The following is a 23,914-nucleotide window of genomic DNA, read 5'->3' as shown; positions in this document are numbered from 1 at the left end:
ATGAACTTCTGCATCCGGCCAGGTCCTCCACCTGTCCGGACATGTCATTTACGAAGCAGCGCGCCGCTGCTGCCTGCCCGCTATCTCCAGATGTACCGCGTCTCCTCGCACTGACCAGTCTGACGGCTTGAGAATACGGCCTTCGGCGCGCACGGTGCCGTCCTCTTCGAAGACAACCTGACCATAATCCGGATCGACGATGATCAGTGCACCCTCGTTTTCGCGGCGGGCAGCAAGCGAGGCGAAACGCGACCGCATGCCGTCGAGGCCGTCTTCCCGCCCGAGATCGGAAAGGCGGACGATCCAGCAGCCGTTGCGGCCGGCCAGGCGCAGCTCGACATCCGTCGTCGGGCCGTGTTTCACCGGTTCGAGCACGCCGTTGCCGATCAGCATCGCCAGACCGTTGCCGGAACGGGCAAGCGCCAGCCTGCCGCTGACAAAGGTGTCGTCGAAGGCTTCGAGCGGGAACCAGGCATGGGTGAAATCCGGCTGGCCGTCGTGGATTTCGAAATCGAGAATGGCGAGGTCACGATATTGATGGACGCGCGGCAGCGTTCCGCAGCCGCCCCAGAAACTGGGCCGGCCGTAGCCGAACTGGATGGTTTCGCCGGGATGGTTGATCCAGATCTGCGCTTCCGGCCGCTCGCCCAAACGCAAATGCAACACGGTCTCCTGATAGCCCCAGGCGCCGGGGCGATAATGGGCGATGGTGCCGAGTGCGGTGTCGCGCGTCTTGTAGTGATAGAGGGCGGCGAAACGGTTCTCGCCCTGGGAAAAGGTCCATTCCTGCGCGTCGTCGGACTGGTGCGCCGCGATCGCCGCGAGCTCATCGGGAAAACGCAGGCCGTGATCGCGGATGCAGACGGCCAGCTGCGGCAGTGCGTGGACGCGACGGCCGTACCAGCCGCGGCCCCAGAGCAGCCGAGCAATGGCCGACAGCTCGACCGAGCGGCCCGGGCGCAGCGTGTGTTCGTAGGAGCGGCCCTGGCTGCCGGTCAGCATGCCATGATGGGCCGAACGGGCGACAATTTCCATCAGGCGGACGATGCTGGCGCTCGCCCGGGCGCGGATCGCTTCATCCGGGGCGCAGGCAGCAAGCGCCGTCAGCCCTTTGAGGTCGATTGGGAAATAGGGAACGGAATTCCACTCAGCCATTTCCCAGCGCTCGAAATGATCGAGCCAGGCGCGGACGCGCTCTTCGCCGACCCTCATCTGCTCGGCGCCGGTGCGGCCGGAACGGATGAAGACGGCGTCGGGGAACAGCCTGCCACCGAGATAGGCGGCGGTGTGGAAGAGCAGCGCGTGATTTTCCGAAAAATACCACTGCACGTCGTTGCCGGGCTCGTCCATCCAGTAGCGGTAGCTGAGAACGGCGCGCTCGATCCTCTGCCGCAGATCCTGCGACAGAAGATCGCTCCAGCGCGTGTAGGCAAAGAGCAGCGGCACCAGCACGAAATCAGCGCAATCGTGACAATCGTCGATAACCGGCAGCATCGCCGAGATCATCGCCTCGGTCTCCTCGCCGCCCTGCCCCAAAGCAAGGCGCGCGAAGGCGCAGACCGTATCAGGCTCGGAATGGGCGGCGACCTCGGCAAGCGCCTCGGCGACGCGATCCTCGAGCGCGGCGGCCGCCGGCCCCTGGCGCTGGGGATGGCAGATCTCGACGCCGAGCGTGCGGCCGAGCGAAAGTTTGCCTGTTTTGAACGTGATGCGGAAATGGCGGAAATCGGCGGGCATATCGGCCGAGGTGCCGAGTTCCAGCTTCATCGCCCCCGCTTGCAGCGCGAATTCATAATCGAAGCGCTCGACCGACATGAAGTCGCCTTCGATCTCGACATGACAGTTCAGCGCCACCGGCAGCGGCGCGGGAAACAGGATCGTCACGTCCTCGCCGAGATAGGCGGTGCGGTCGAAGCGCATGCCTTCGAGGATTGCCTCCAGCCCGTCCGCGTCACCGGCGGCGATCGGAACAGGCACCGATGTTTCGACTTCCGGCCCTACGAGATAATCCAGCTGGAAATAGAAGCGGGCGTCGCGTTCGGCGAGATCGTCGAAATAGACGCGGACCTCGTTGAGCCCAGCCGTCAACTCCACTTCAAATGTCTGCTGAGCTTCCAGATTGCGCTGGTAAGGCGCCATAAAACCCTGATCGCGACCGTTGACGAAGAGGATGGCGCCGCCGCAGGTCGACAGGCGCAGCGTGGCCGGTCCCGCTGACTGCGTATCGAGGAAGGTGCGCGCCCAGCAGCCGATGCGTGTCGGGCGAAACCAGAAGCCGGAGAGATCGACGCGCGGCGATGCGAACGGAAGCCACCAGCGGACGGCCTCGAATTCGGCGGCCGGCTGCGGCCTTCTGCCGGAGAAGGATGCCTTGAACTCGGTGCGGCAGGGATATTCATGGGGAATGAAATTCTTCGTCTTGGTGACGAAGAAAAACGGATCCATGTCGCCTTTCATCGGCTGGTCGGCAACGTCGTAGCGCTCCTGCGAGAGAGAGCCGAGCTGCCAGTAGACGATCGGGCTTTTTTTCGCGGTCTTGCGGCGGAGATAGGATTCTTCGGCGGCCATGCTTCAGCCCGCTTGAATCTTGACGCACCGGGCAAAACGCCGACGCATGGAGTTGCCGTCAAACCGCATCTTCAAAGCCTCCCTGCTCTGCCGCCTGTCGCTGACACGTTAATTGTGCATAGCCATTCCGTTTGCGCAATCTGAAAGATTTTTGCATACTTCAAGAGAGACCGAGGAGATGTGATGGCTGCGGAGCAGAAAAAAGGCAGGCGCACACGCCTCGACGACATCGCCGCACGCTGCGGCGTCTCGATCAGCACGGTGTCGCGCGCGCTCGCCGGAGAAAAGGGCGTCAGGCCCGAGATCCGCAAGCTGGTGCTGGAAACGGCGAGCGCTGTCAGTTATGCGCTGCCGGCGAGTGTCGCCGGCAAGAAGGTCATGCTCGTCGCCTCCGGCGCGGCGATGATCGACTATGTCCGCAACCAGTTCACGCTCCACGTGCTGGAGGGATTGAACGCGCGCGCGTCCGCCCTCGGCATCGAAATGGCGATGCGTCCGGTCGCCGACAAGGCCGATGAAACCCGCGTCATCGCCGAGATGCGCAATGATGCAAGTTTCGGCGGCATGCTGATTCTGACGGTCGACGAGGAGGACATGCTGGCGGCCGCCGCCGATCTCGGGAAGCCCGTCGTACTCGTCAACAGCGACGATCCCTATATGCGGCTTTCGAGCGTGACGCCCTGCAACCGCTCGGCAGCCTTCATTGCCGCCGAGCGGTTGATCGGGGCCGGGCATCAACGCATCCTGTTCATGCTGCGGCCAGGACGGCGGACGATCGAGCGGCGCCTGGAGGGCTGGCGCGACGCGCTGCAGCATCATGGACTGACGGCCGATGCCGACCTGGTGCTCGAGGTTGACGACTGGTTGCCGGAACTCGGCGCCGAGGCGATCACCCGTCTCGTCGGCGACAAGGGTCTTTGCTTCACCGCCGTTCTGACGGCGGGCGACAGTCTCGCCAACGGCGCCGTGCGCGGATTGCAGGCGATGGGTTACGCCGTGCCGCAGGATGTCTCCGTCATGGGCATAGACGACCTGCCGCAATCGGCTTTTCTCAATCCGCCGCTGTCGACGGTGCACATCCCGATGCGCGAACTCGGCGCCACCGCGCTCGACCTCTTGCGCGACATGATGCTCGGCCTTGCCTTGCCGCGCCGCCGTGTCGAGCTTGCCTGCCATGTCGTCGAAAGGGGGAGCGTCGCAGCCGTCCGCCATCCGGTTGCCGTGGATCACATCAAGCCAATTGCGTGAGGTATGCCGGTCATGAAATTCCTGGCGATATCCGGTAGCGCCCGCAGAGCCTCGACCAATACGGCCATGCTATATGCTCTCCGGTCGGCTGCCGGGCCGGCGCATACGCTCTCGGTCTATGATCGTGTTGGCGAGCTCCCGATCTTCTCGCCCGATCGCGAACTTCCCGAGCCTCCTTCCGAAGTGGCGGCTCTTGCAAATGCCATCGCGGAGGCGGATGGACTGATCCTGGCGAGCCCCGAATATATCAGGTCAATCCCCGGCGGGCTGAAGAACGCCATCGACTGGCTCATCTCCCGCGACGAAGTGATCGGCAAACCGATCGTGCTTGCGCACGCGTCGCATCGCGGCGATGAGATGCTGCAGCAGCTTCGCACCGTTCTCGCTACGCTGAGCGAGCGCTTCAACGGGCAGCTCTTCCTTCGCTTCCATCTGATGAAGCTTTCCCCGGAAGAAATTGCCGAGCATCTTTCGGCGCCCTGGCATCAGGAGGAGATGCGTCTTTTCCTCGAGGCCTTCGCACGCTATTGCAGCCCAGCCTGAGGCTCGGCTGCGCAACGCCCCGTCAAGCCTCCATGAAGCTCGCCTCGAATAGCTCCTGCGCATAGGCATCATGCGTCGTGCCGGCCTGCAGATCCGCCTTTGTGAGTTCGTCGACGAAACCGCCGTTCTTCATGATCATCACCCGGTCGCACATATGGGCGATCACTGCGAGGTCGTGACTGACGAGCAGATAGGTCAGTCCCTTCTCCTCGCGCTGGTCGGCAAGCAGGTTGAGGATTTCGGCCTGGACGGAGACGTCGAGCGCCGATGTCGGCTCGTCGAGCAGCAAGACGGGCGGCGACAGGATCAGCGCCCGGGCGATCGCCACGCGCTGCCGCTGGCCGCCGGAAAGTTCGTGCGGAAACCGATTGGCGAAGCTTGCCGGCAGACCCACCTGGACCAACGCCCTTTCGACCTTCGACCAGATGTCGGAATGGCGCATGGCGCGCAACGGTTCGGCGAGCGCGGTGCCGATGCGGTGGCGCGGATGCAAGGATCCGTAAGGATCCTGAAACACCATCTGGGCTGAGGTCAGTTCCTCGCGGGAGCGCTTCTTGCCGATCGGCTTGCCGCGCAGCTCGATCTGACCGGTCCAACCGGCCTCCATGCCGGCGAGGCAGCGCAGCACCGTCGATTTGCCGCAGCCGGATTCGCCGACAATGCCGAGCGTCTCGCCATGGCCCACCTGGAAACTAATGCCCTTGACGACATGGTTGCTTGATTTGCCCGACGTGAAGACAACATCGAGGTCACGGACATTGATCATTGCGCCGCCTCCAGATCGAGTTTCGCCCGGTCGAGAACGGCAAGCCGGCGAACCGGATTCTTCGGATCGGGCAGCGCTGCTATCAGCCCGCGCGTATAGGGATGACGGGCCTCTTCAAGGCTGGTCAGCGTTTCGACGATTCTTCCGGCATACATGACGATGATGCGCTCGCAGAACGCCGCGACCATGCGAATGTCATGGCTGATCAGCAGCAGGCCCGAATTGTTTTCGCGCACCAGCTCATCGAGCAGCAGCAGCACGTCCTTTCGCACACTGACATCGAGAGCCGAGGTCGGCTCGTCGGCAATCACGAGCTTCGGCCGCGCCAGCAGCATCATGGCGATCATCACACGCTGGCCCATGCCGCCCGAGATCTGGTGGGGGTAAAGCGCCATGACCCGGTCGGGATCGGTGATACGCACCCGCTCGAGCATGGCGCGAGCCGCATCCTGCGCCGGCTTGCCGCTGAGGCCGAGATGAAGGCGGGCGGCCTCGGCGATCTGCTTGCCGATCGACAGCACCGGATTCAATGAATAGCGCGGATCCTGCATGATCAGCGCGATATCCTTGCCGCGCAGCGCGCCCATCTGGCGCTCGCTTGTTCCCAACAGCGGGCTGCCGGCGAGATCCATTCGCTCGGCAGAAACGATCGCCGCAGGCGGCAAAAGGTGCATGATCGCCCGCCCTGTCGTCGATTTGCCAGAACCGGATTCTCCGACGATCCCGACTCGTTCGCGGCCGACGTCGAAACTGACATTGGAGACGGCGGGCACGGCGCCTCGGCCGAACCGGACATTCAGCGCCTTGACGGAAAGAATGGGCTGGAGATCACGATCTTGCATGGCGGGGATCCAGAATGTCGCGCAGAGCGTCTCCGGCGATGTTGAAGGCAAGGCTCGTCAGCAGGATGGCGATGCCAGGCATGACCGCGACCCACCAGTAATCGAGCATGAACTTGCGGCCGTTGGAAATCATCGCTCCCCATTCCGGCGCCGGCGGCTGGGCCCCAAGGCCGAGAAAGCCGAGCGAGGCCGCTGTCAGGATGATGCCGGCCATGTTGAGGGTCAGTCGGACGATGACCGAGGGAACGCACATGGGGGCGATATAAAGGAGAAGAATGCGGATCGGCGAGGCGCCATAGAGACGGGCGGCAACGACATAGTCGGCGTTTCTGACGACCAGGGCCTCGGCGCGCGCCAGCCGGGCGATCGGTGGCCAGGCGGTGAGCGAGATCGCGATGATCGCGGTGGTCAGGCCGGCGCCGAGCGCCGCAGCAAAGGCAAGCGCCAGGATCAGCGACGGGAAGGAGAGAACGATATCGGTGGCGCGCATAAGCAGCGCATCGACGCGTCCGCCGAAGAAGCCGGCGACTACCCCGATCAAAAGACCGATCGGCCCGACGATGAGAGAGATCGAAAGCACGGTCTGGATGGTGATGCGCGTGCCGAAAATGAGGCGGCTCAGAATGTCGCGGCCGAACTCGTCGGTGCCGGCCGGATGCGCCAGGCTCGGGGGCTGCAGGGCGTCACCGAGCGATTGGATGATCGGGTCGTAAGGCGCCAATAGCGGCGCGAAGATCGCTATCAGGCAAAGCAGGCCGAGGATGACGAAACCGGCAAGGCCAAGCGGCTCGGCAGCCAGTTTGCGGCCGGCCCGCGCAAACGACGCCGCCATGCGGCTCGGCACGCTTGGAGGACGAATCCGGATCTCGCTGCCGATAACATTGCTCATCGGGCTGGGGCTCATCGCGCCGCCTCCCGCATGCGCGGATCAAATATGGCGTAGGCGACGTCGGCGAGGAAGTTCAACAGCATGAAAATGAATCCCACAATGATGGTGCCGGCCACGATGGCGTTCATGTCGCCGATCATCAGCGCATTCGTCATGTATTGGCCGATGCCCGGCCAGGAAAAGACGATCTCCGTCACGACGGCGCCCTCGAGCAATCCGCCGTAGGAAATGGCCAGGATGGTGATCAGCTGCACGGCGATGTTCGGCAGGACATGGCGCCAGATCGTGCCGAAGGGGCTCACACCCTTGGCGCGGGCCGCAATGACGTAATCCTGGCTCAACTGCTCGAGCGTGAAGCTGCGGGTCATGCGCGTGATGTAGGCCATCGCGGCATAGGCGAGAATGATGGCCGGAAGGATGATATGGCCGAGGGCATTCCAGAAGATTTCCGTCTCGCCCTGCAGGAGGCTGTCGACCAACAGCAGCCCGGTCTGCGGCGTGACGAGACCTTCGTAAAACACATCGATCCTGCCTGGCCCGCCGACCCAGTTCAGGCCGGCATAGAAGATGACGAGGCCGACGATGCCGAACCAGAACACCGGGATCGAATGACCGACGAGGGCGACCACGCGGGCGACCTTGTCGATCACGCTGTCGCGAAACAGTGCCGCGACCAGGCCGAGCGGGACACCGACGAAGGTCGAGATGATCACCGCCAGCGTGGCCAGTTCGAACGTCGCCGGAAAGGCCTGGGCGAGGTCCGAGGAGACAGGATTGCCGGTGAGAACGGCCGTACCGAAATCACCATGGGCGAGCCCGTTCAGATAAAGGAAGAACTGCTGATAGATCGGCAGATCGAGACCCAGACGCGTCCGCATCGCGGCATAGGCGGCGGGATCGGCGAGTTCGCCGACGATCGCGCCGACGGGATCCGTGGGCAGGACGCGGCCGATCACGAAGGTCACACAGAGGAGGATGAACAGGCTGACGAGCAGATGCGCCAGGCGTCGGCCAAATTCGGCTACAGAGAGTTCCTTCATGATCGGCTGCCTCGGGAGTATTACTGGGCTTCAGACTTCGTCACGTTCTCGAGACGCGTCAGCTGCGTCGGATGCCCTACATATCCTTTCACCTTGCTCGACAGGACGATCGGCTCGAAGCGTTCGAACATCGGCAGCACCGCTGGCTTCTGTTCGACGAACATCTTCTGCATCTCGACATAGAGCTCGCCACGCTTCTTGGCGTCCGGCTCCATCGATGCCTTGGCCGTCAGAGCCGTCAACTCCGGGATGTCCCAGGCCGAGCGCCAGACGAAGTTGCCGGCATTGTTGGCTTCCTTAGAGTTGTCGGGATTGGAGGAGAACTGCTCCATCGAGCCGAGCACATTCGGCATATAGGCGCTGGTCTGCGGGATCAGCAGATCGAAATCCCTGGCGCGGTGGGCGGCGATGATTTCCGAGCCGTTGCCCTGCTGGATGTCGATCTTGATGCCGACCTGGGCAAGCGATGCCTGGATGGCGGTGGCAAGGTCGATGCGCGGCGTCTGCGCTATCGTCTTCAGCGTCAGCGAGAAGCCGTCCTTGAACCCTGCTTCGGCCAACAACTGCTTGGACTTTTCGACGTCGAGATGCCAGTCGGGGTTCGGGATCGCAGATTCGAAATTCTCCGGGACCGGAACGTTTCTCGCCCGCCCGTAGGGACCCATGATCGTCTTCTCGATGCCCTTATAGTCGATGCCATAGGCAATGGCCTCGCGCACCTTCGGGTTGGACAGGTACTGGTTGCCGGCATTCATCGACAGCACGTAAAAGCCGCCTGTCGGAATGCGCTGGATAGTAAAGCCCTGCTTGTCCTTGAAGGTCGCGAGGTCGGCGGCGGTCATGGCGCTGGCGATATCGATGTCACCGCGTTCGAGCATCAGCCGCTCGACCTGGCTTTCCGGAACATGCCGGACGATGACGCGCTTCATCTTCGGAGCGCCGGTGACATAATCCTTGTTGGCGTCGAGGATCACGAGTTCGTTCGGAGACCAGCGGTTCAGGGTGAATGGGCCGGAACCAGCCGAATGCGTGCGCATCCAAGCATTGCCGTAATCGTTGTCGACGACGTGCTTCTCGACTTCGAGGCTGTCGACGACGCTGGTGGTCGAGGTCGTCAGTCGGTAGAGCAGCATCTCGGCGGTCACCTGGCCGGAAAAATCGATGCGCACCGTCTTGTCGTCGACTGCGGTGACGAGCTTGTCGACATTGGTCTTGTCGTAGCCGACGCGTTTGAGGTTCGCGGCGGCAGCCTGGTCGAGCTTCAGAAGCCGCCCAATTGAATAGACGACGTCCTTCCCCGTCACCGGATTGCCGGAGGCGAAATTGGCCTGGCGCAGCGTGAAGGTGATGCCCTTGTCGTCCACCTTCCAGCTTTCAGCCAGCTGCGGCACGATCTTGCCATCCGGTGTGCTGTTGACCAGACGGTCGTAGAGGTTCGACATGATCTCGACCGCCTTGCCTTCGGTCGCCTGATGCGGATCGAGCGACAGAACCTGTGCCAGCGATGTCCCGATCACCAGCTGGTCCTTCGGCGTTGCGGCATGCGAGAGTGGTGCGGCGATAGTCAGCGCGCTGATGACGGCGCCGACGAACAGGCCTTTCGAAAAATGCTTCATTGTAACTCCTCCCTGGATTACTATAAAAGACATATTATGTCGTCCGTATGTCGTATTATGATTTATCGAAGTCCGATTTGAATTGCAAGACCCGTGCGGAAGACATCAGGCAAAGGAACTGGGGAAACGAGAATGACGACACTTGGCCGGGGCCGGCAAAGACTGGCGCAGCAGGTCATCGACCAATTGCGCGCGCAAATCGAGACGGGGAAATTGCGCGTCGGCGACCAGCTGCCGACCGAGCCGCAGCTCGAATCGACCTTCGGCGTCAGCCGCACCGTCGTGCGCGAGGCCATTGCGGATTTAAGGGCCGCTGGTTTCGTCCGTCCGATCCAGGGCAAAGGCGTGTTCGTCGCGGATCCGAAGGTTCATTCGGTCATGTCGCTGACGCCGGTGGAAATCAAAAGCATTCCGGAAACCCTGGAATTGCTGGAGTTCCGCATGGCTACCGAGGGTGAAGCGGCTGCGATTGCCGCCTATCGCCGCACCGCCGAGCAGGAAGCGGCGATCCGCGAAGCCAACCGCCGGATGGCGCAAATGATCGAAAGCGGACAGCAGACGGTCGAGGCCGATTATGCCTTTCATATGGCGATCGCGGCCGCCACCAACAACCGATTCTATGTCGACGTGCTACGCCATTTCGGCCCGCGCGCCATCCCCCGCGGCCAGTTTCCGACGCTCCCGGAGGCCAACGACCGCGAATATCTGCAAAAGGTCTATGCCGAGCATGTGGAAATCCTGTCGGCGATCGCCGATCAGGACCCCGACCGTGCCCGCCAGGCGATGCGCGCGCATCTGATGGCGAGCCAACGGCGTTATCGGATGCTGGCCGAACAGCAATAGGGCTCGACACCCTCGAAAATTCATATTATGTCATATGACATTGTTGGATTTGGAGAGGTCTCTGATGTATCTTGGAACACAGGTGGCAGCGCGCGACGATGATGATTATCGGATCTTCGCGCAATTGGGGGTGAAGCATATCAGTGCCGACCCGCCGGGACAGCCGAGCAGCTGGACGCTTGCCGATATCGAACGCCATCGCGACAAGGTCGAGAGCTTCGGCCTAATCCTCGACATGATCCAGCTGCCCCTGCCCTCGCAGCCGATCGAGAAGGCCTCCTATCCCGACATCCTGCTTGCCGGGCCTGAGCGTGACCGGCAGATCGATGCCGTTTGCCAGATGATCGAAGATGTCGCAGCGGCCGGCATTCCGGCGGTCAAATACAATCTCAACCTGATCGGCATTCCCCGCACGCCGGATGAACCGGGACGCGGCGGGTCGATGAATGCGAGCTTTCGCTGGGAGAAGACCGATCAGCAGGCTGCGCCCGGCCTTGCCGGCGTGCTCTCCGAAGACGAAAACTGGGAACGGATCGATTATTTCCTCGAACGCGTCGTGCCGGTCGCCGAGAGCAATCGCGTCCGGCTCGCCTGCCATCCGCACGATCCCTATACACCGCCCGGCTATCGCGGCGTCACACGCGTGCTCGGCACGGTGGAAGGGCTGAAGAAATTTGTGCAGATGCGCGAAAACCCCTATCACGGCCTCAATTTCTGCCAGGGCTCGGTTGGCGAGATGCTCGAAAATCCCCGCGAGGAGATCGACGACATCATTCGCTGGTTCGGAGAGCGCAACAAGATTTTCAACGTCCACTTCCGCAATATTCGCGGCGGCAAGCTGTCGTTCATGGAGACCTTCCCCGACGAGGGCGATATGGACATGGTCCGCTCGGCGAGGATCTACAAGGAAGTCGGCTACAAATACATGCTGATGCCAGACCATGTGCCGACCGTCAGCGGCAAGGACCCGTCCGCCACCGCATTTGCCTTTTGTTACGGCTACATCGCGGCACTTCTGCAAGTGCTCGAGAGCGCCTGACACCATCGATTTTCAACACCTAAGGAATAGGACGTGATGATGAACCCGATTGAATTGAAGAAGGCCGTCGGCAGCGGTCTGCTCTCGTTTCCGGTGACGCATTTCAACGATGAACTCAAGTTCGACGAAGCGAAATACCGCCGTCATGTCGAATGGCTCGCCGGCTACGACGCCGCAGCCCTCTTCGCCGCCGGCGGCACCGGCGAATTCTTCTCCCTTAACCCGAGCGAGATCCCGCATGTCGTCAAAGCCGCCAAGGCCTCGGCCGGCAATACGCCGATCATCTCGGGAACCGGGTACGGTACGTCGCTCGCCATCGAGATCGCACAGGCGGCCGAGAAAGCCGGCGCGGACGGATTGCTGCTTCTGCCGCCCTATCTGATGTTTGCCGAGCAGGCCGGTCTGATCGCCCATGTCAAGGCGGTCTGCCAATCGGTCGGCATCGGCGTCATCGTCTATAACCGCGACAATGCCATCCTGACCGCCGATAGCATCGCCCGCCTGACGGAGGAATGCCCGAACCTGATCGGCTTCAAGGACGGCGTCGGCGACGTCGACAAGGTGATCGAGATCACCACACGGCTTGGCGATCGTCTGGTCTATGTCGGCGGCATGCCGACCCACGAGGTCTATGCCCAGGCCTATTTCGCCGCCGGCGTGACGACCTATTCCTCCGCCGTCTTCAACTTCGTGCCTGCGCTCGCCCAGCGCTTCTACGGCGCCCTGCGCATCGGCGATCAGGCGACCGTCAACGAGATCCTGAAGAGCTTCTTCTTCCCCTTCGTCGCCCTGCGCAACCGCAAGAAGGGCTATGCCGTCTCGATCATCAAGGCCGGGCTCCGCGTTCTCGGCCAAAACCCCGGCCCGGTTCGCCCGCCGCTGACGGATCTCACCCCGGAAGAACTAGCGATGCTGGAGAAGATCGTCGAGGCCAACGGCGTCGAACGGATCGCGGCGGAATAATACATCGCGAAATAGGCCGCCGGGGTGGCTCGGCGGCTGTCGGTTCGTGGGAATAGCTGCCCCTCACCCTAACCCTCTCCCCGCTCGCAGGGCGAGGGACGTGCCACACGAGACGTGGCGTGGAACGGAGAGGTCACGGCTTGTCCCTTCTCCCCGCGTGCGGGGAGAAGGTGGCGGCAGCCGGATGAGGGGCCGGTTTCGGCGATCTCCTGGGCTGAAGATTCGCTACAGCGCCACACCAGTGCCGCGGTCGAAAATATGCACCTGGTCGCTGGCGATGCTCGCCTCGAACACGGCGCCGTAGCGGGCGGGGTATTCGCCGTCGACGATCGCCGTCACCTGTTGTCCGGCAAGATCGAAGACCACATGGGTCTGGGCGCCTGTGGGTTCCACCAGCATCGTGCGGCCGGCGAGCGGCGTGCCGGCCGACAGGCCGGGAACGAGATGCTCGGGACGCAGGCCGATAGTGACGGCCTGGCCGCGCCTGACCTTTCGGTCGGGCGCGATGCGGATCGCAGTGCCGTCGTCGAGACGAGCAGCCGGTTCACCGTCTTCGCCATCCACCGTGCCGTCGAGCATATTCATCGCCGGCGAACCGATGAAGGCGGCGACGAAAAGATTGGCCGGCTTCTTGTAAAGTTCGAGCGGTGTACCCGCCTGCTCCACCCTGCCCTGGTTGAGGCACGACGATGCGGTCGGCGAGCGTCATCGCCTCGATCTGGTCGTGGGTGACATAGATCGAGGTGGTCCGAACCTTCTGGTGCAGCGTCTTGATTTCCGAGCGCATTTGCACGCGGAGTTTCGCGTCTAGGTTGGAGAGCGGCTCGTCGAAGAGGAAGACGGCCGGATCGCGCACGATGGCGCGGCCCATGGCGACGCGCTGGCGCTGGCCGCCGGAAAGCTGCGCCGGCTTGCGGTCGAGCAGTTTGGCGAGGTCGAGCATGCGGGCCGCTTCAGCGACGCGGGCCTCGATCTCCGGCTTGGTAACGCCGGCGAGCCTCAGATTGAAACCCATGTTTTCGGCGACCGTCATATGCGGATAAAGCGCATAGGACTGGAAGACCATGGCGATGTTGCGCTCGCGGGGCGTCATGCCGTTGACGACCTTGCCGCCGATGGCGATCTCGCCATCGGTAATCTCCTCGAGGCCAGCGATCATTCTGAGCAGCGTCGATTTTCCGCAGCCGGACGGTCCGACCAGTGCGACGAATTCGCCGTCCTCGATGTGGAGCGAGATGCCGTGGATGACGTCGACGGCGCCGTAGGCCTTGCGGATGTCGTTCAGTTCAACAGATGCCATGATTGCACCTCCAATGGGTCGGCTCAGGACTTCACCGCGCCGGCGGTCAATCCGGCGATGATATGTCTCTGGGCGACGAAGAAGACGATGATGGTGGGAAGGATGGTCAGCGTGATGAAGGCCAGCACCAGCTGCCACTCCGTGCCGAATTCGCCGCGATAGACCATGATGCCGAGCGGCCAGGGATATTTGGATTCGGAGTTCAGCATGATCAGCGGCAGGATGTAGCTGTTCCAACTGCCGACGAAGGAAATGATGCTGACGGTGGCGACGATCGGCCGGGAAAGCGGCAGCGAGATATGCCAAAAGAACTTGAGGTAACCGCAGCCGTCGACGAAGGCCGCCTGAAACAATTCTTCCGGAAGATTGCGGAAATAGTTCCTGAACAGAAGGATGCTCATGCCGAGGCCGAAGGCGACCTGCGGCAGCACCACACCCCAATAGGTATTGAGCAGGCCGAGGTCGCGAATGCGGATGAAGAGCGGCAGGATCGCGGTGGCGGCCGGAAACATCAGCCCGAGCAGGAAATAATTGAGGAGGAAGGACGAGCCGAAGAAGCGGACATGGGCAAAGGCGAAAGCCGCCATCGACGAGACGATCAGCGTCAAAAGCACGGTCAGCGCCGCAATGACGAGCGAATTACCGATCTGCAGCCAATAGCGCTCGCCGAAGAGGATGTCGGTGTAGTTCGCCCATTGCCATTCCGTCGGCAGGCCGAAGGGATTGGTGCGCAGGTCGCCCAGGGTCTTGAAGCCGCCGAGCGCCGTCGTCAGCAGCGGCACCAGCACGATCGCCGCGATCAGACTCAGCGATACGTAGAGATAGATGCGGGTGGATGTCCTCATGCGGATGGAAGAGCTCATATCAGTCATGGCGCATGAAGATCCTTTTGTAACCGAAGGCGAGTGTCACGCAGATGATGAAGAGCACCACGCCGACGGCGCTGCCCAGACCCACCTGCATGCGCATGACACCGTAGGTATAGAGGAAGGTGACCATCGTCTGCGTCGAGTTCGACGGCCCGCCGCCAGTCAGCGGCATGATCATGTCGAAGAGCTGCAGGGAGCCGACGACGGCGAAGAAGATTGAAAGGCGCAGGGTGGAGCCGAGGAGCGGCAGCGTGACGTAGCGGAATTTCTGCCAGCCGGTGGCGCCGTCGATCTCGGCCGCCTCCAGCACGCTCTTGTCGACCGATTGCAGGCCGGCGATGAACAGCATCATGTGGAAGCCGAAATATTTCCAGACGATGACCCCGAGGATGGCATAGATCGCCAGCTCCTTGTCGGCGAGCACGTAAGGATTGGCGAAACCGAAGAAGTTGGAAATGGCGGCAAACAGGCCGTAGTCGCCATCATAGACAAAGCGCCAGATGAGGCCTGCGGCAACATCGGCCAGCACATAGGGCAGGAAGAAGATCAGGCGGTAAGCGACGACACCGGGAATGCGGTGGGCCAGCATGGTGGCCAGCCAGATGGCGAGCGGCACCTGGATGCAGATCGAAATGACGATGATCAGGCCGTTATTGACGAGCGCCTGGGTGAAAGCCGCGTTGCGGAACAGGACCTGGAAATTGCGGAGGGCGATGAACTCCGTCGGCGTGCCATAACCGTTCCACTTATAGAGGCTGTACCAGGCCGCCTCGCCCATCGGCATGATGACGAAGAGCGTGAAGAGCAGCAGCGCCGGCGGCAGAAACAGCAACAGCACGGTCAGGCGGTCGTGGGCGACCGAGCTCTTCCGGTTTGCGGCTCGTCTTGCCGGCCTTGCGGCGCTCGGTGTCGATAGGACTGAGATATTGGCCATGGTTCCTGCTTTCGCATCTCGTCGGCAGCGATGCCGGCGCTCCCGATTGACAGGAGCGCCGGAAGGTTCTGCGGGCGCAGGTTATTGTTCCAGTTCGAAAGCATCCTGGATCATCTGGGCGCCGTCCTTGGAGTTCATCTGTCCGGAGACGATTTCCACCGAGACGTCGTTGACGACACGGCCGACGGCCGCACCGAGATCCTGGTCGAAGAAGTTCTGATGCCAGGTCGAACCCGCAAGCTGTTTGGCCGATTCGGCGAGCAGCGGGTTGACGACACCGTCATCGGCGCCGACGGCAACAGGCAGGAGCATCCCGGCCTTGGCCATGGCCCGCTCGTTGTCCGCATTCGTCAGGAAAGTGAGGAAATCGATCGCTTCCTTGGAGGCCTTTTTGGTGAGCGCCCAGCCGTTCAGGCCACCAAGCGTATCGGTGGGCTTTCCGGCGCCGCCTTCAACCGTCGGGAAGACGAAACGGCCGATATTGTCGGGCGAAAGCCCCTTGCCGTCGCCGGCATTCTTGCGCTGGTTGGCCTCGGTCGCCTCGAAGCCGAGGATCATCGCCGCCTTGCCGTCGCCGAAAACGCCGAGCGTCTGCGGCCAGGTTGCGCCGAGATAGCCGGGCTGGAAAGGTTCGAGCTTGCCGAGCTCGGCGAGATCTTCGCCGGCCTTGATGATGGCCGGATCGAGGAAGCCTTCGCCCTCGCCCTTCTTGGCCGCGTCAAAGACCTTCTGGCCGCCTTCGCGCATGACGAGATAGCTCCAGTAGAAGTGGATCGGCCATTTCTCGCCGCCGCCGCCGGCGATCGGCACGATACCGGCCGCCTTGATCTTCTTCACCGCCTCAAGAAAATCGGTCCAGGTCTTGATGTCTTCGGCCTTGACGCCTGCCTTGGCAAACAGCGCCTTGTTATAGAAGAAGCTCACCAGGCCAACCTTGTAGGGGATCGCCCAGGTCTTGCCGTCGAAGGTCAGGCCGTCGACCGAGGCGGGCGTATAGGCCTTGCGCAGCTTGCCGCCATCGGCATCGAGAGCTGCCGTCACATCCTGCAGCGCGCCGGTCTCGGACTGCTGCTTCAGGACGCCGCCGCCCCAGCTGAAAAAGAAATCCGGGACGTCGTCAGACTGCAGCAGCGTGGGAAGCTTGGCCTTGAAGGCCTCGTTTTCGAGAAACTGCATCTGGATGTCGACGTCGGGATGCTGGGCTTCGTATTTCTTGACGATGTCTTCCCAGGCGGCGACGTTCTTCGGATCGGTTTCAAGATGCAGCCACTTGACCACCGTCGCCGCCGAGGCGGCCCCGGCTCCGGCCAGCAACATGCCGGCTGCCGCGGCCATGGATACAATGCGCCTGCCGCCGAGACCGGCGTTCTTCAGCATGAAATGCATGATCTTCCTCCCAGGGGACCTATCCTCACAATTTTTCCCCAATGCGGATTAATTCAGCGGACCTTGTGCCGGATGTCAACCCAACGCGTTAATTTTTGCCAAATTCGCTTGACAGCCCCGTGGAATTGCCTGCTATTTAATTCGTAACCCGTTATAAATATTGGTTTCAGCCAACCAAACGACTGCCGGCACATTTTCATGAAGACTGCAGATCCAGAATTGATGCGCGCGATCAATCGCTTGAACGTGCTCGATACCATCCGGCGCCATGGCCCGATCTCGCGCATCGAAATCAGCGAGCGGACGGAGCTGTCGACGACAACCGTCTCGGCCATCACCGCGTCGCTGCTCGATGACGGGCTGATCCTGCCGCGGCATGAGGGCGATATCCGCAATGAGGCGGTGCGCGGCAGGCCGCGCGTGGCGCTGGAACTCAATCCCGACGCCGCCCGCGTCGTTGGCGGCAAGATCGCCGCCAGCCGCATGGTGTTCGTCGTCACCAATTTCCGCGGCGACGTGCTGTCGAAGCTGGCTTTGCCGATCCGCATTGACCGGCAGCCGATCGGCGTTATCGCCGACCTCGTCGAGGACGGCGTCCGTCGTTGCGTCGTCGATGCCGGCCTGTCGCTCGAAGATATCGACAGCATCTGCCTCGGCTTTCCCGGCGTCGTCGAGCACCGCACCGGTTACATCAGAAGCAGCCCGATCTTTCGCGACATCAATGTCGATTTCGCCGCCGAGATGTCGACGCGGCTGTCGACGCCGACCATCGTCGAAAGCGACGCCCATGCCATTACGCTCGGCCACCACTGGTTCGGGAAGGCCCGCGATCTTGAGGACATGGTGCTGATTTCGCTGGAACAGACACTCGGTCTCGGCGTACTGCACGGCAACCGCCTGTTCCGCGGCGCCGGCGGCCTCAGCCATAACCTCGGCGATCTTGTCCTCGGCATGGGACCGAACGGCGTGGTGCGGCTCTTCAGCCAGGCCGGCGAAAGCGCTATCCTCGGCGAACATCAGGCCGACGGCCGTTTTGCCGAAGCCATCCGCCTCGGGCGCGGCATGACCCATGCCCAGGCGCTGATCAAGGCCGACGACGACCGGCTGATCGCCTCTGCCATCCGCGCCGGCGAAGCTATCGGATTAACCATCGCCAATATCGTCACGCTGTTTGCGCCGCCGCGGGTCATTCTCGTCGGTTCCAGCCTGGCGCTCGGCGCCCCCTTCTTGAACAGCCTGCGCGACGCCTATGCGCTTGCCATTCCGCCCTCGCTGAGGGGCGTCAGCGAACTCGTCTTCGACGATTCGAGCGATGATTTCTGGGCGCAGGGCGCTGCTGCAGTAGCGCTCTACGAACTCTATGAATCGCCCTGGAGCACCACCGGGCCGGCGCTCTGAGGAGCGCATACTCAAGATCAATGGAGGAATTCATGGACAAAGTCGGTATCGGCATCATCGGATGCGGCAATATTTCGGGCGCCTATCTCACGGCGATGGCATCCTTCCCCATTCTCGACATTCGCGGCGTCGCCGATCTCAACCGGGAACTGGCAGAGGCGAAGGCTGTCGAATTCAACGTGCCCGTCAAGTCCGTCGAGGAACTCCTCGCCGATCCCAAGGTCGAAATCATCGTCAATCTGACCATCCCGAAAGCCCATGTCGCCGTCGCGCTGCAGGCGCTCGATGCCGGCAAGCATACCTATTCGGAAAAGCCGCTCGGGATTAATTTCGCGGAAGGGAAAAAATTGGCGGACGCCGCCAAGGCGAGAAATCTGCGCATCGGCGCGGCGCCCGACACCTTCCTCGGCGGCGGCCACCAGACAGCCCGCGCCCTGATCGACCAAGGTGTCATCGGCCAGCCGGTCGGGGGCTCGGCAAGCTTCATGTGCCCGGGGCATGAGCGCTGGCATCCGAACCCGGCCTTTTTTTACGAAGTCGGCGGCGGGCCGATGCTGGACATGGGTCCCTATTACATCACCGATCTTATCAATCTGCTCGGACCGGTATCGCAGGTCGCCGGCTTTGCGACGACGCCGCGGGCCGAACGGCTGATTACCAGCGAGCCGCGCAATGGCGAGCGAATTCCGGTGCATGTGCCGACCCATGTCGCCGGCATGATGGCTTTTTCCAACGGCGCCGTCGTGCAGATCGTCATGAGCTTCGATGTCGCCGGCCATAAGCATGTGCCGCTCGAAGTCTACGGAACCGAGGGCACGCTTATCGTCCCCGACCCCAACAAGTTCGCCGGCCCTGTCGAATATCTGAAGAAGGGCGGCGCCTTCGAGGACCAGCCGATTATCGCACCCTATGCCGACGGCAATTATCGCTCGCTCGGCGTCGCCGACATGGCGCATGCGATCCGCTCCGACCGTCCGCACCGCGCCAACGGCGACCTTGCGCTGCATGTGCTTGAAGTCATGGAAGCCTTCCATACAGCGTCCGAGACCGGCCGGACGGTGACGATATCAACGGCGGTCGAACGCCCTGCCCCCTTGTCCGATTCGATCGTCGACGGACGGCTGGCGAAATAGTTTCAGGAGGAAAGAGAATGCGTGAAGCACTGATCGTCTGGGGTGGCTGGAGCGGACACGAGCCGCAGGAATGCGCCGAAATCATCAAGACCATGCTCGAGGAAGACGGCTTCAAGGTCTATCTCGAACACGGCACCGAGGCGCTTGCCGACCCTTCGGTCCATGATCTCAGCCTCGTCGTGCCGATCATGACGATGTCGAAGATCGAAAAGGAGGAGGTCAAGAACCTCGCCGCCGCGATCGAAAGCGGCGTCGGCATCGCCGGCTACCATGGCGGCGCCGGCGATGCCTTCCGCGACTCCGTCGACTATCAGTTCATCATCGGCGGCCAGTGGGTGGCCCATCCTGGCAACATCATCGACTACACCGTCAACATCACCCGCCCCGACGATCCGCTGATGGAGGGGATTGCCGACTTCCCCTATAGGTCAGAGCAATATTACATGCATGTCGACCCCTCGAACGAGGTCCTGGCGACGACCAGGTTTAGCGGCGAACACGCCTACTGGATCGACGGCGTCGTCATGCCGGTCGTCTGGAAGCGCAAATACGGCAAAGGGCGCGTGTTCTATTCCTCGCTCGGCCACCAGGCCAAGGAGTTCGACGTGCCCGAGATGAAGACCATCTTCCGCCGCGGCGCCAATTGGGCAGCGCGGTGAGATAAGGCTGTTCGGTTCGTGGGTTTGTCCTGCCCCTCATCCGGCTGCCGCCACCTTCTCCCCGCTTGCGGGGCGAAGGGACCATGCCGCAACCTCCCCATTCCTCTCCGACCTCTCGCGAGGCAGGTCCCCTCGCCCCGTTTACGGGGAGAGGGCTAGGGTGAGGGGCAAGCGGCGATCTCAGCGCAAAATCAACGCCGTACCATAAAGTCCTAATGCAAAAACCGTATGCGCCAGCAGATTGAAACACCGCACCTTCATCGGCTTTGGATGTTTCGAAGCAGCCCAGCCTAGGCCGAGGCCCGGCTGCAGCAGGAACCACCCTGCCCCGACGGTGACGATGCCGAAGATCCAGGCGGGAAGAAATGTCGGTGCGGCGAACCATCCCTCTCCCATGATGAGCGCAAAGATCACCCCATAGAGGATGCCGACGACGTAATGGCTGATCCAGCCGAGAGCGAGTTCATTCGCGTAAGGCGCAGCATCGGCAATGCTGTCATGAAAGACCTTGCCGCGGCCGAGATGCCAGAACCAGCGGCCGACCGGCGCCCAATTGGCGGGCGGCTGACCGAAGAACTTGGCAAGCACAATTGCCCAGAGGTCCATGAGGATGGTTGCGCCGGCGCCGATCGCCAGGCCGCGCCATAAAATATCGAACATCGGGAATCACCGGAGAGCGTTTTGATAGAGGCGCCAGAGAACCATTGCAGAGGCGCTTGCGCAATGGTTTCGGCATGACATTCGCCGAGACATTGCGGCCAAGAGGCGCCGTCGATGGGGCAACTGCTCCATCATCCGCAAAAAGGCATCGGTGCGGCCGCAAATTGATGCTTTTCGCAGGTAGCGTTATTCCCTACTCACTGTCTCGAACGGCAATGAGAGGCGAACGGCAATGACAGTGCCATTTTACTGGAACGAACTGGTCAGCGACGACTTCGCGGGATTGTCTGCGGACACCACGATCGCCATCCTGCCGATCGCCTCGACCGAGCAGCACGGGCCGCATCTACCAGTTGCTACCGACGTCGCTATCGCAACCGGCATGCTTGCCGAGTTGCGGAAGCAGAAGCCCGCCGATCTCGATTGCCTGGTGCTGCCGACGCAGGAAATCGGCAAGGCCAATGAACATATTTACGGGCCGGGAACCCTGTCGCTTGGCGCCGAACTGCTCATTCCGGTTTGGACCGCGATCGGCTCAAAGGTTGCCGAAGCAGGCATCCGCAAAATGGTGATCGTCAATTCGCATGGCGGCAATGTCGATATCATGAGCATCGTCGCGCGCGAGCTGCGCGTGCGCTACGCGATGGCCGTCGTCTCCACGCAATGGGGCCGCTTCGGCCATCCCGAGGGCATGATCGGCGACCATGAGCTGAAATACGGCATCCATGGCGGCGAGGTGGAAACCTCGCTGATGCTCCATTTCCGACCTGATCTGGTGCGAATGGAGAAGGCGCAGAATTTCACCTCCAAGGCGGAATGGATGCGCGACCAATCGAAATACCTTCAGCCGCTGCCGCCGCATTCGCTCGCCTGGATCGCCCACGACCTCAATCCCAACGGCGTCGTCGGCGACGCGTCGCTCGGGACGTCAGAAAAGGGCGAAGCAATCTGCCGCCATCAGGTCAGGGGCTTTATCGAGCTGCTCTACGACCTGAAGCGTTACCCGCTTTCCAATCTCTACTCGAAGTAAGGCGATGCGGTGGCTCACATGGCGGCGGAAGCATAGGCCGCGATGTGACCCTTGGCCTGCAGCTCCTGCACCAGGCCGGCCAGTTCGGCCAGGAGGTACTCGACGAACAGGCTGGTGGCGGAATCAAGCGGCGCACGGGCGCGGGCAAAAAGCTTCATCGGCTGATGGCGCGCATGCGGCTCAGCGATCGGCCGGAAGACCAGTTCGCCCTGCCGGCATTCGGTGATGACGTCGAGCGGGTTCAGGATCGTCAGCCCCGCCCCCGATTTGACCAGTTTCTTCAGCATCTCCGAGGCATTGGTTTCGAGCACCGGTTCTACATGCACGTCGAGGCGCGCCAGGGCCAGATTGATCACGTCGCGCAGGCTGGTCCCCTGCTGCGCCAGCACCAGGCGCTCCTGGACGATATCCGCAAGGTTGATCGGGCCGGGGCCGATCAGATGATGGCCGGGCGGCAGGACCACGCCGATCGGTATGTCGAAATTGCCGAGGGTGCGGATGCCGGGCGTTGCCGGAATATTGAAGCCGAGGCCGATATCGACCTCGCCCGACAAAACAGGATTGACCGTCATCGTGCCGGCGTCGTTGCGCAGTTGCATGAAGACGCGCGGATGTTCCGACTGGAACCGCGCGATGATCTCAGGTAGCGGCCCGGCCGCAAGGCCGACCGTCGTCACCAGCCGGACCTTGCCCGCCTGCTGCATCTTCAGGCTGCGAATGCGTCCCTCCAGCCGTTCGTAATTCTTCAGCACCTCGCGAATATGTTCGATGCAGAGCTCGCCGGCGGCCGTCAGGCGCAGCCCGCGCGGCAGGCGCTCGAACAGCGGCGCACCCATTTCCTCCTCCAGTGCGAGAATTTGCCGGTTGATCGCCGAAGACGCCACATTCAGCCGTGCCGCTGCCTTGCGGATCGAGCCCGATCGCGCGATCTCATTGATATAGAGAAGCTTTCTGGAGTGCAGCATCAGGACCTCGTTGCACAAAAATCAAGCACGCAGCGTAAATTAGGCACAGGCTTTGGGTGAGATGCCGAAAAGGCATCGTTGCGCACGAAATTTGATGCTTTTCAAAGAGCAAAGCAACCGCTCCTATGAAGAAAATCCGACGTCATCGCAGACGCCGAGAACTCCGAAGGGGAACGCTGATCATGCCCAATGTACTGAAGAATACGGTTTCCGCACTCATCGGCCTTGGCGGCATGTTCGCCGCCGCCGTCTCGGCCCATGGCGCCGACAAAGTCAGCTATGGCACGAACTGGCTGGCGCAGGCCGAGCATGGCGGCTTCTACCAGGCCGTGGCCGATGGCACCTATGCCAAATACGGCCTCGACGTCACCATCGTGCAGGGCGGTCCGAACGCCGCCAACAGCGCGCTTCTGATCTCCGGCAAGATCGATTTCTACATGGGTGGGCCGCAGGGCGAGATCTCGGCCGTCGAGCAGGGTATTCCGCTCGTCGATGTCGCGGCAATCTTCCAGAAGGATCCGCAGGTGCTGATTGCACATCCCGATGCCGGCATCGAGAAATTCGAAGATCTCGCGAAGCTCAAGACTCTGTTCCTCGGCAAGGACGGCTATCTCACCTATTTCGAGTGGATGAAGGCGAACTTCAAAGGCTTCAGGGACGAGCAGTTCAAGCCCTACAATTTCAGCCCGGCGCCCTTCCTTGCCGACAAGGATTCGGCACAGCAGGGCTACCTTACCTCGGAACCCTACGAGATCCAGAAGCAGGCCGGATTCGAACCGAAAGTCTTCCTGCTCGCAGACAACGGCTACTCTCCCTATTCGACGATGATCACCACCACGCAAGCGATGATCGACAGTAAGCCGGATGTCGTCCAGCGCTTCGTCGATGCCTCGATCGAAGGCTGGTACCACTATCTCTATGGCGACAACGCGAAGGCCAATGAGCTGATCAAGAAGGACAATCCCGAAATGACGGATGGTCAGATCGCCTACTCCATCGCCAAGATGAAGGAATACGGCATCATTGAATCCGGCGACAGCCTCGACAAGGGCATCGGCTGCCTGACCGAGGCGCATTACAAGGCCTTCTTCGACGAAATGGTAGCGATCAAGGTGTTCAAGCCGGAGACGGATTACACCAAGGCCTTCACGACGAAATTCGTCTGCAAAGGCACCGGAATGGCGATGAAGAAGTAAGCCGCAGACGCCGCCTGCGATCCGCCG

General features: G+C 61.9%; 22 protein-coding genes and 1 pseudogene. 10 read left to right on the top strand and 13 right to left on the bottom strand.

Features of this window, described 5'->3' with window-relative positions; translation table 11 throughout:
- Window positions 1–48: 48 nt before the first annotated feature.
- Window positions 49–2,568 (bottom strand): hypothetical protein, encoded by a 2,520-nt coding sequence (locus NMA58_RS09295; protein WP_434713097.1) that lies wholly within the window; start codon window positions 2,566–2,568, stop codon window positions 49–51.
- Between the two features lie 183 nt (window positions 2,569–2,751).
- On the opposite strand from NMA58_RS09295, the gene NMA58_RS09290 reads away from it, so the two are divergent.
- Together NMA58_RS09290 and NMA58_RS09285 are read left to right on the top strand one after the other, a co-directional pair.
- Entirely contained in the window at window positions 2,752–3,816 is a 1,065-nt protein-coding gene (locus tag NMA58_RS09290) for a LacI family DNA-binding transcriptional regulator (RefSeq protein ID WP_434713096.1), read from the top strand.
- A 12-nt stretch (window positions 3,817–3,828) separates the two neighbouring features.
- Window positions 3,829–4,359 carry an NADPH-dependent FMN reductase gene (locus NMA58_RS09285; protein WP_434713095.1) on the top strand — a complete coding sequence of 177 codons (531 nt, stop codon included), beginning with the start codon at window positions 3,829–3,831 and terminating at the stop codon, window positions 4,357–4,359.
- 22 nt (window positions 4,360–4,381) lie between these two features.
- Here the strand turns inward: NMA58_RS09285 and NMA58_RS09280 are convergent, their stop codons facing one another.
- From NMA58_RS09280 to NMA58_RS09260, 5 genes are read right to left on the bottom strand one after another with little or no spacing between them, the layout of a single operon-like run.
- Complete coding sequence (locus tag NMA58_RS09280; protein ID WP_434713094.1) at window positions 4,382–5,125, bottom strand: ABC transporter ATP-binding protein; 744 nt, start codon at window positions 5,123–5,125, stop codon at window positions 4,382–4,384.
- A complete protein-coding gene (locus NMA58_RS09275; RefSeq protein ID WP_434713093.1) occupies window positions 5,122–5,967 on the bottom strand; it encodes an ABC transporter ATP-binding protein in 846 nt (281 codons plus the stop codon). The genes NMA58_RS09280 and NMA58_RS09275 overlap by 4 nt, the downstream gene beginning before the upstream one ends.
- Window positions 5,954–6,856, bottom strand: a complete 903-nt coding sequence (locus tag NMA58_RS09270; RefSeq protein WP_434713398.1) for an ABC transporter permease — start codon at window positions 6,854–6,856, stop codon at window positions 5,954–5,956. Before NMA58_RS09270 ends, NMA58_RS09275 begins: the two co-directional genes overlap by 14 nt.
- Window positions 6,857–6,867: 11 nt before the next feature.
- Window positions 6,868–7,896 carry an ABC transporter permease gene (locus NMA58_RS09265; protein ID WP_183703213.1) on the bottom strand — a complete coding sequence of 343 codons (1,029 nt, stop codon included), beginning with the start codon at window positions 7,894–7,896 and terminating at the stop codon, window positions 6,868–6,870.
- A 20-nt stretch (window positions 7,897–7,916) separates the two neighbouring features.
- Entirely contained in the window at window positions 7,917–9,512 is a 1,596-nt protein-coding gene (locus NMA58_RS09260; RefSeq protein WP_434713092.1) for an ABC transporter substrate-binding protein, read from the bottom strand.
- Window positions 9,513–9,644: 132 nt separating this feature from the next.
- Between NMA58_RS09260 and NMA58_RS09255 the strand changes: the two genes are divergently transcribed.
- The 3 genes from NMA58_RS09255 to kdgD all read left to right on the top strand — a co-directional run bounded on the left by NMA58_RS09255 (window position 9,645) and on the right by kdgD (window position 12,357).
- Window positions 9,645–10,355: a FadR/GntR family transcriptional regulator gene (locus tag NMA58_RS09255; RefSeq protein ID WP_221112382.1), complete on the top strand. Its 711-nt coding sequence runs from the start codon at window positions 9,645–9,647 to the stop codon at window positions 10,353–10,355.
- Between the two features lie 64 nt (window positions 10,356–10,419).
- Entirely contained in the window at window positions 10,420–11,394 is a 975-nt protein-coding gene (locus NMA58_RS09250; protein WP_085778121.1) for a mannonate dehydratase, read from the top strand.
- A 36-nt stretch (window positions 11,395–11,430) separates the two neighbouring features.
- The gene (gene kdgD, locus NMA58_RS09245) at window positions 11,431–12,357 is read left to right on the top strand and encodes a 5-dehydro-4-deoxyglucarate dehydratase (RefSeq protein ID WP_221112380.1); all 927 of its coding nucleotides are present in this window, start codon (window positions 11,431–11,433) and stop codon (window positions 12,355–12,357) included.
- A 225-nt stretch (window positions 12,358–12,582) separates the two neighbouring features.
- Here the strand turns inward: kdgD and NMA58_RS09240 are convergent, their stop codons facing one another.
- The 5 genes and pseudogenes from NMA58_RS09240 to NMA58_RS09220 all read right to left on the bottom strand — a co-directional run bounded on the left by NMA58_RS09240 (window position 12,583) and on the right by NMA58_RS09220 (window position 16,846).
- On the bottom strand, window positions 12,583–12,942 hold the full coding sequence (locus NMA58_RS09240; RefSeq protein WP_434713091.1) for a TOBE domain-containing protein: 360 nt from the start codon (window positions 12,940–12,942) through the stop codon (window positions 12,583–12,585).
- Window positions 12,902–13,567: pseudogene (locus NMA58_RS09235) on the bottom strand (ABC transporter ATP-binding protein); the annotation flags it as partial. The gene NMA58_RS09240 and the pseudogene NMA58_RS09235, both read right to left, overlap by 41 nt.
- 113 nt (window positions 13,568–13,680) lie before the next feature.
- A complete protein-coding gene (locus NMA58_RS09230) occupies window positions 13,681–14,529 on the bottom strand; it encodes a carbohydrate ABC transporter permease (RefSeq protein WP_221114878.1) in 849 nt (282 codons plus the stop codon).
- Entirely contained in the window at window positions 14,522–15,460 is a 939-nt protein-coding gene (locus NMA58_RS09225) for a carbohydrate ABC transporter permease (RefSeq protein WP_430959995.1), read from the bottom strand. The genes NMA58_RS09230 and NMA58_RS09225 overlap by 8 nt, the downstream gene beginning before the upstream one ends.
- An 81-nt stretch (window positions 15,461–15,541) precedes the next feature.
- Window positions 15,542–16,846, bottom strand: coding sequence for an extracellular solute-binding protein (locus NMA58_RS09220; RefSeq protein WP_221114876.1), 1,305 nt, complete (start codon window positions 16,844–16,846; stop codon window positions 15,542–15,544).
- A gap of 198 nt (window positions 16,847–17,044) precedes the next feature.
- Between NMA58_RS09220 and NMA58_RS09215 the strand changes: the two genes are divergently transcribed.
- Genes NMA58_RS09215 through NMA58_RS09205 form a run of 3 tightly spaced genes read left to right on the top strand, consistent with a single transcriptional unit; the run spans window position 17,045 to window position 20,036 of the window.
- Window positions 17,045–18,244, top strand: coding sequence for an ROK family protein (locus NMA58_RS09215; RefSeq protein ID WP_434713090.1), 1,200 nt, complete (start codon window positions 17,045–17,047; stop codon window positions 18,242–18,244).
- Between the two features lie 32 nt (window positions 18,245–18,276).
- A complete protein-coding gene (locus tag NMA58_RS09210) occupies window positions 18,277–19,377 on the top strand; it encodes a Gfo/Idh/MocA family protein (protein ID WP_434713089.1) in 1,101 nt (366 codons plus the stop codon).
- Window positions 19,378–19,394: 17 nt separating this feature from the next.
- Window positions 19,395–20,036, top strand: coding sequence for a ThuA domain-containing protein (locus NMA58_RS09205; RefSeq protein ID WP_097598550.1), 642 nt, complete (start codon window positions 19,395–19,397; stop codon window positions 20,034–20,036).
- A 180-nt stretch (window positions 20,037–20,216) separates the two neighbouring features.
- On the opposite strand, the gene NMA58_RS09200 is transcribed toward NMA58_RS09205, so the two are convergent.
- Window positions 20,217–20,696, bottom strand: coding sequence for a DUF2938 domain-containing protein (locus NMA58_RS09200; RefSeq protein ID WP_097598551.1), 480 nt, complete (start codon window positions 20,694–20,696; stop codon window positions 20,217–20,219).
- Window positions 20,697–20,928: 232 nt separating this feature from the next.
- On the opposite strand from NMA58_RS09200, the gene NMA58_RS09195 reads away from it, so the two are divergent.
- The gene (locus tag NMA58_RS09195; RefSeq protein ID WP_183703182.1) at window positions 20,929–21,726 is read left to right on the top strand and encodes a creatininase family protein; all 798 of its coding nucleotides are present in this window, start codon (window positions 20,929–20,931) and stop codon (window positions 21,724–21,726) included.
- A 14-nt stretch (window positions 21,727–21,740) separates the two neighbouring features.
- On the opposite strand, the gene NMA58_RS09190 is transcribed toward NMA58_RS09195, so the two are convergent.
- Complete coding sequence (locus NMA58_RS09190) at window positions 21,741–22,691, bottom strand: LysR family transcriptional regulator (RefSeq protein WP_085778110.1); 951 nt, start codon at window positions 22,689–22,691, stop codon at window positions 21,741–21,743.
- 182 nt (window positions 22,692–22,873) lie between these two features.
- Here NMA58_RS09190 and NMA58_RS09185 point away from each other — a divergent pair, with 182 nt between their 5' ends.
- Window positions 22,874–23,887, top strand: a complete 1,014-nt coding sequence (locus NMA58_RS09185) for an ABC transporter substrate-binding protein (RefSeq protein ID WP_434713087.1) — start codon at window positions 22,874–22,876, stop codon at window positions 23,885–23,887.
- The last annotated feature ends 27 nt before the right edge of the window (window positions 23,888–23,914 follow it).

This window comes from Rhizobium sp. YTUHZ045 (assembly GCF_051124255.1).
GTDB lineage: Bacteria > Pseudomonadota > Alphaproteobacteria > Rhizobiales > Rhizobiaceae > Rhizobium.
Note: the sequence above shows the minus strand (reverse complement) of the source record. Positions and strands in the feature narration are given on the sequence as shown.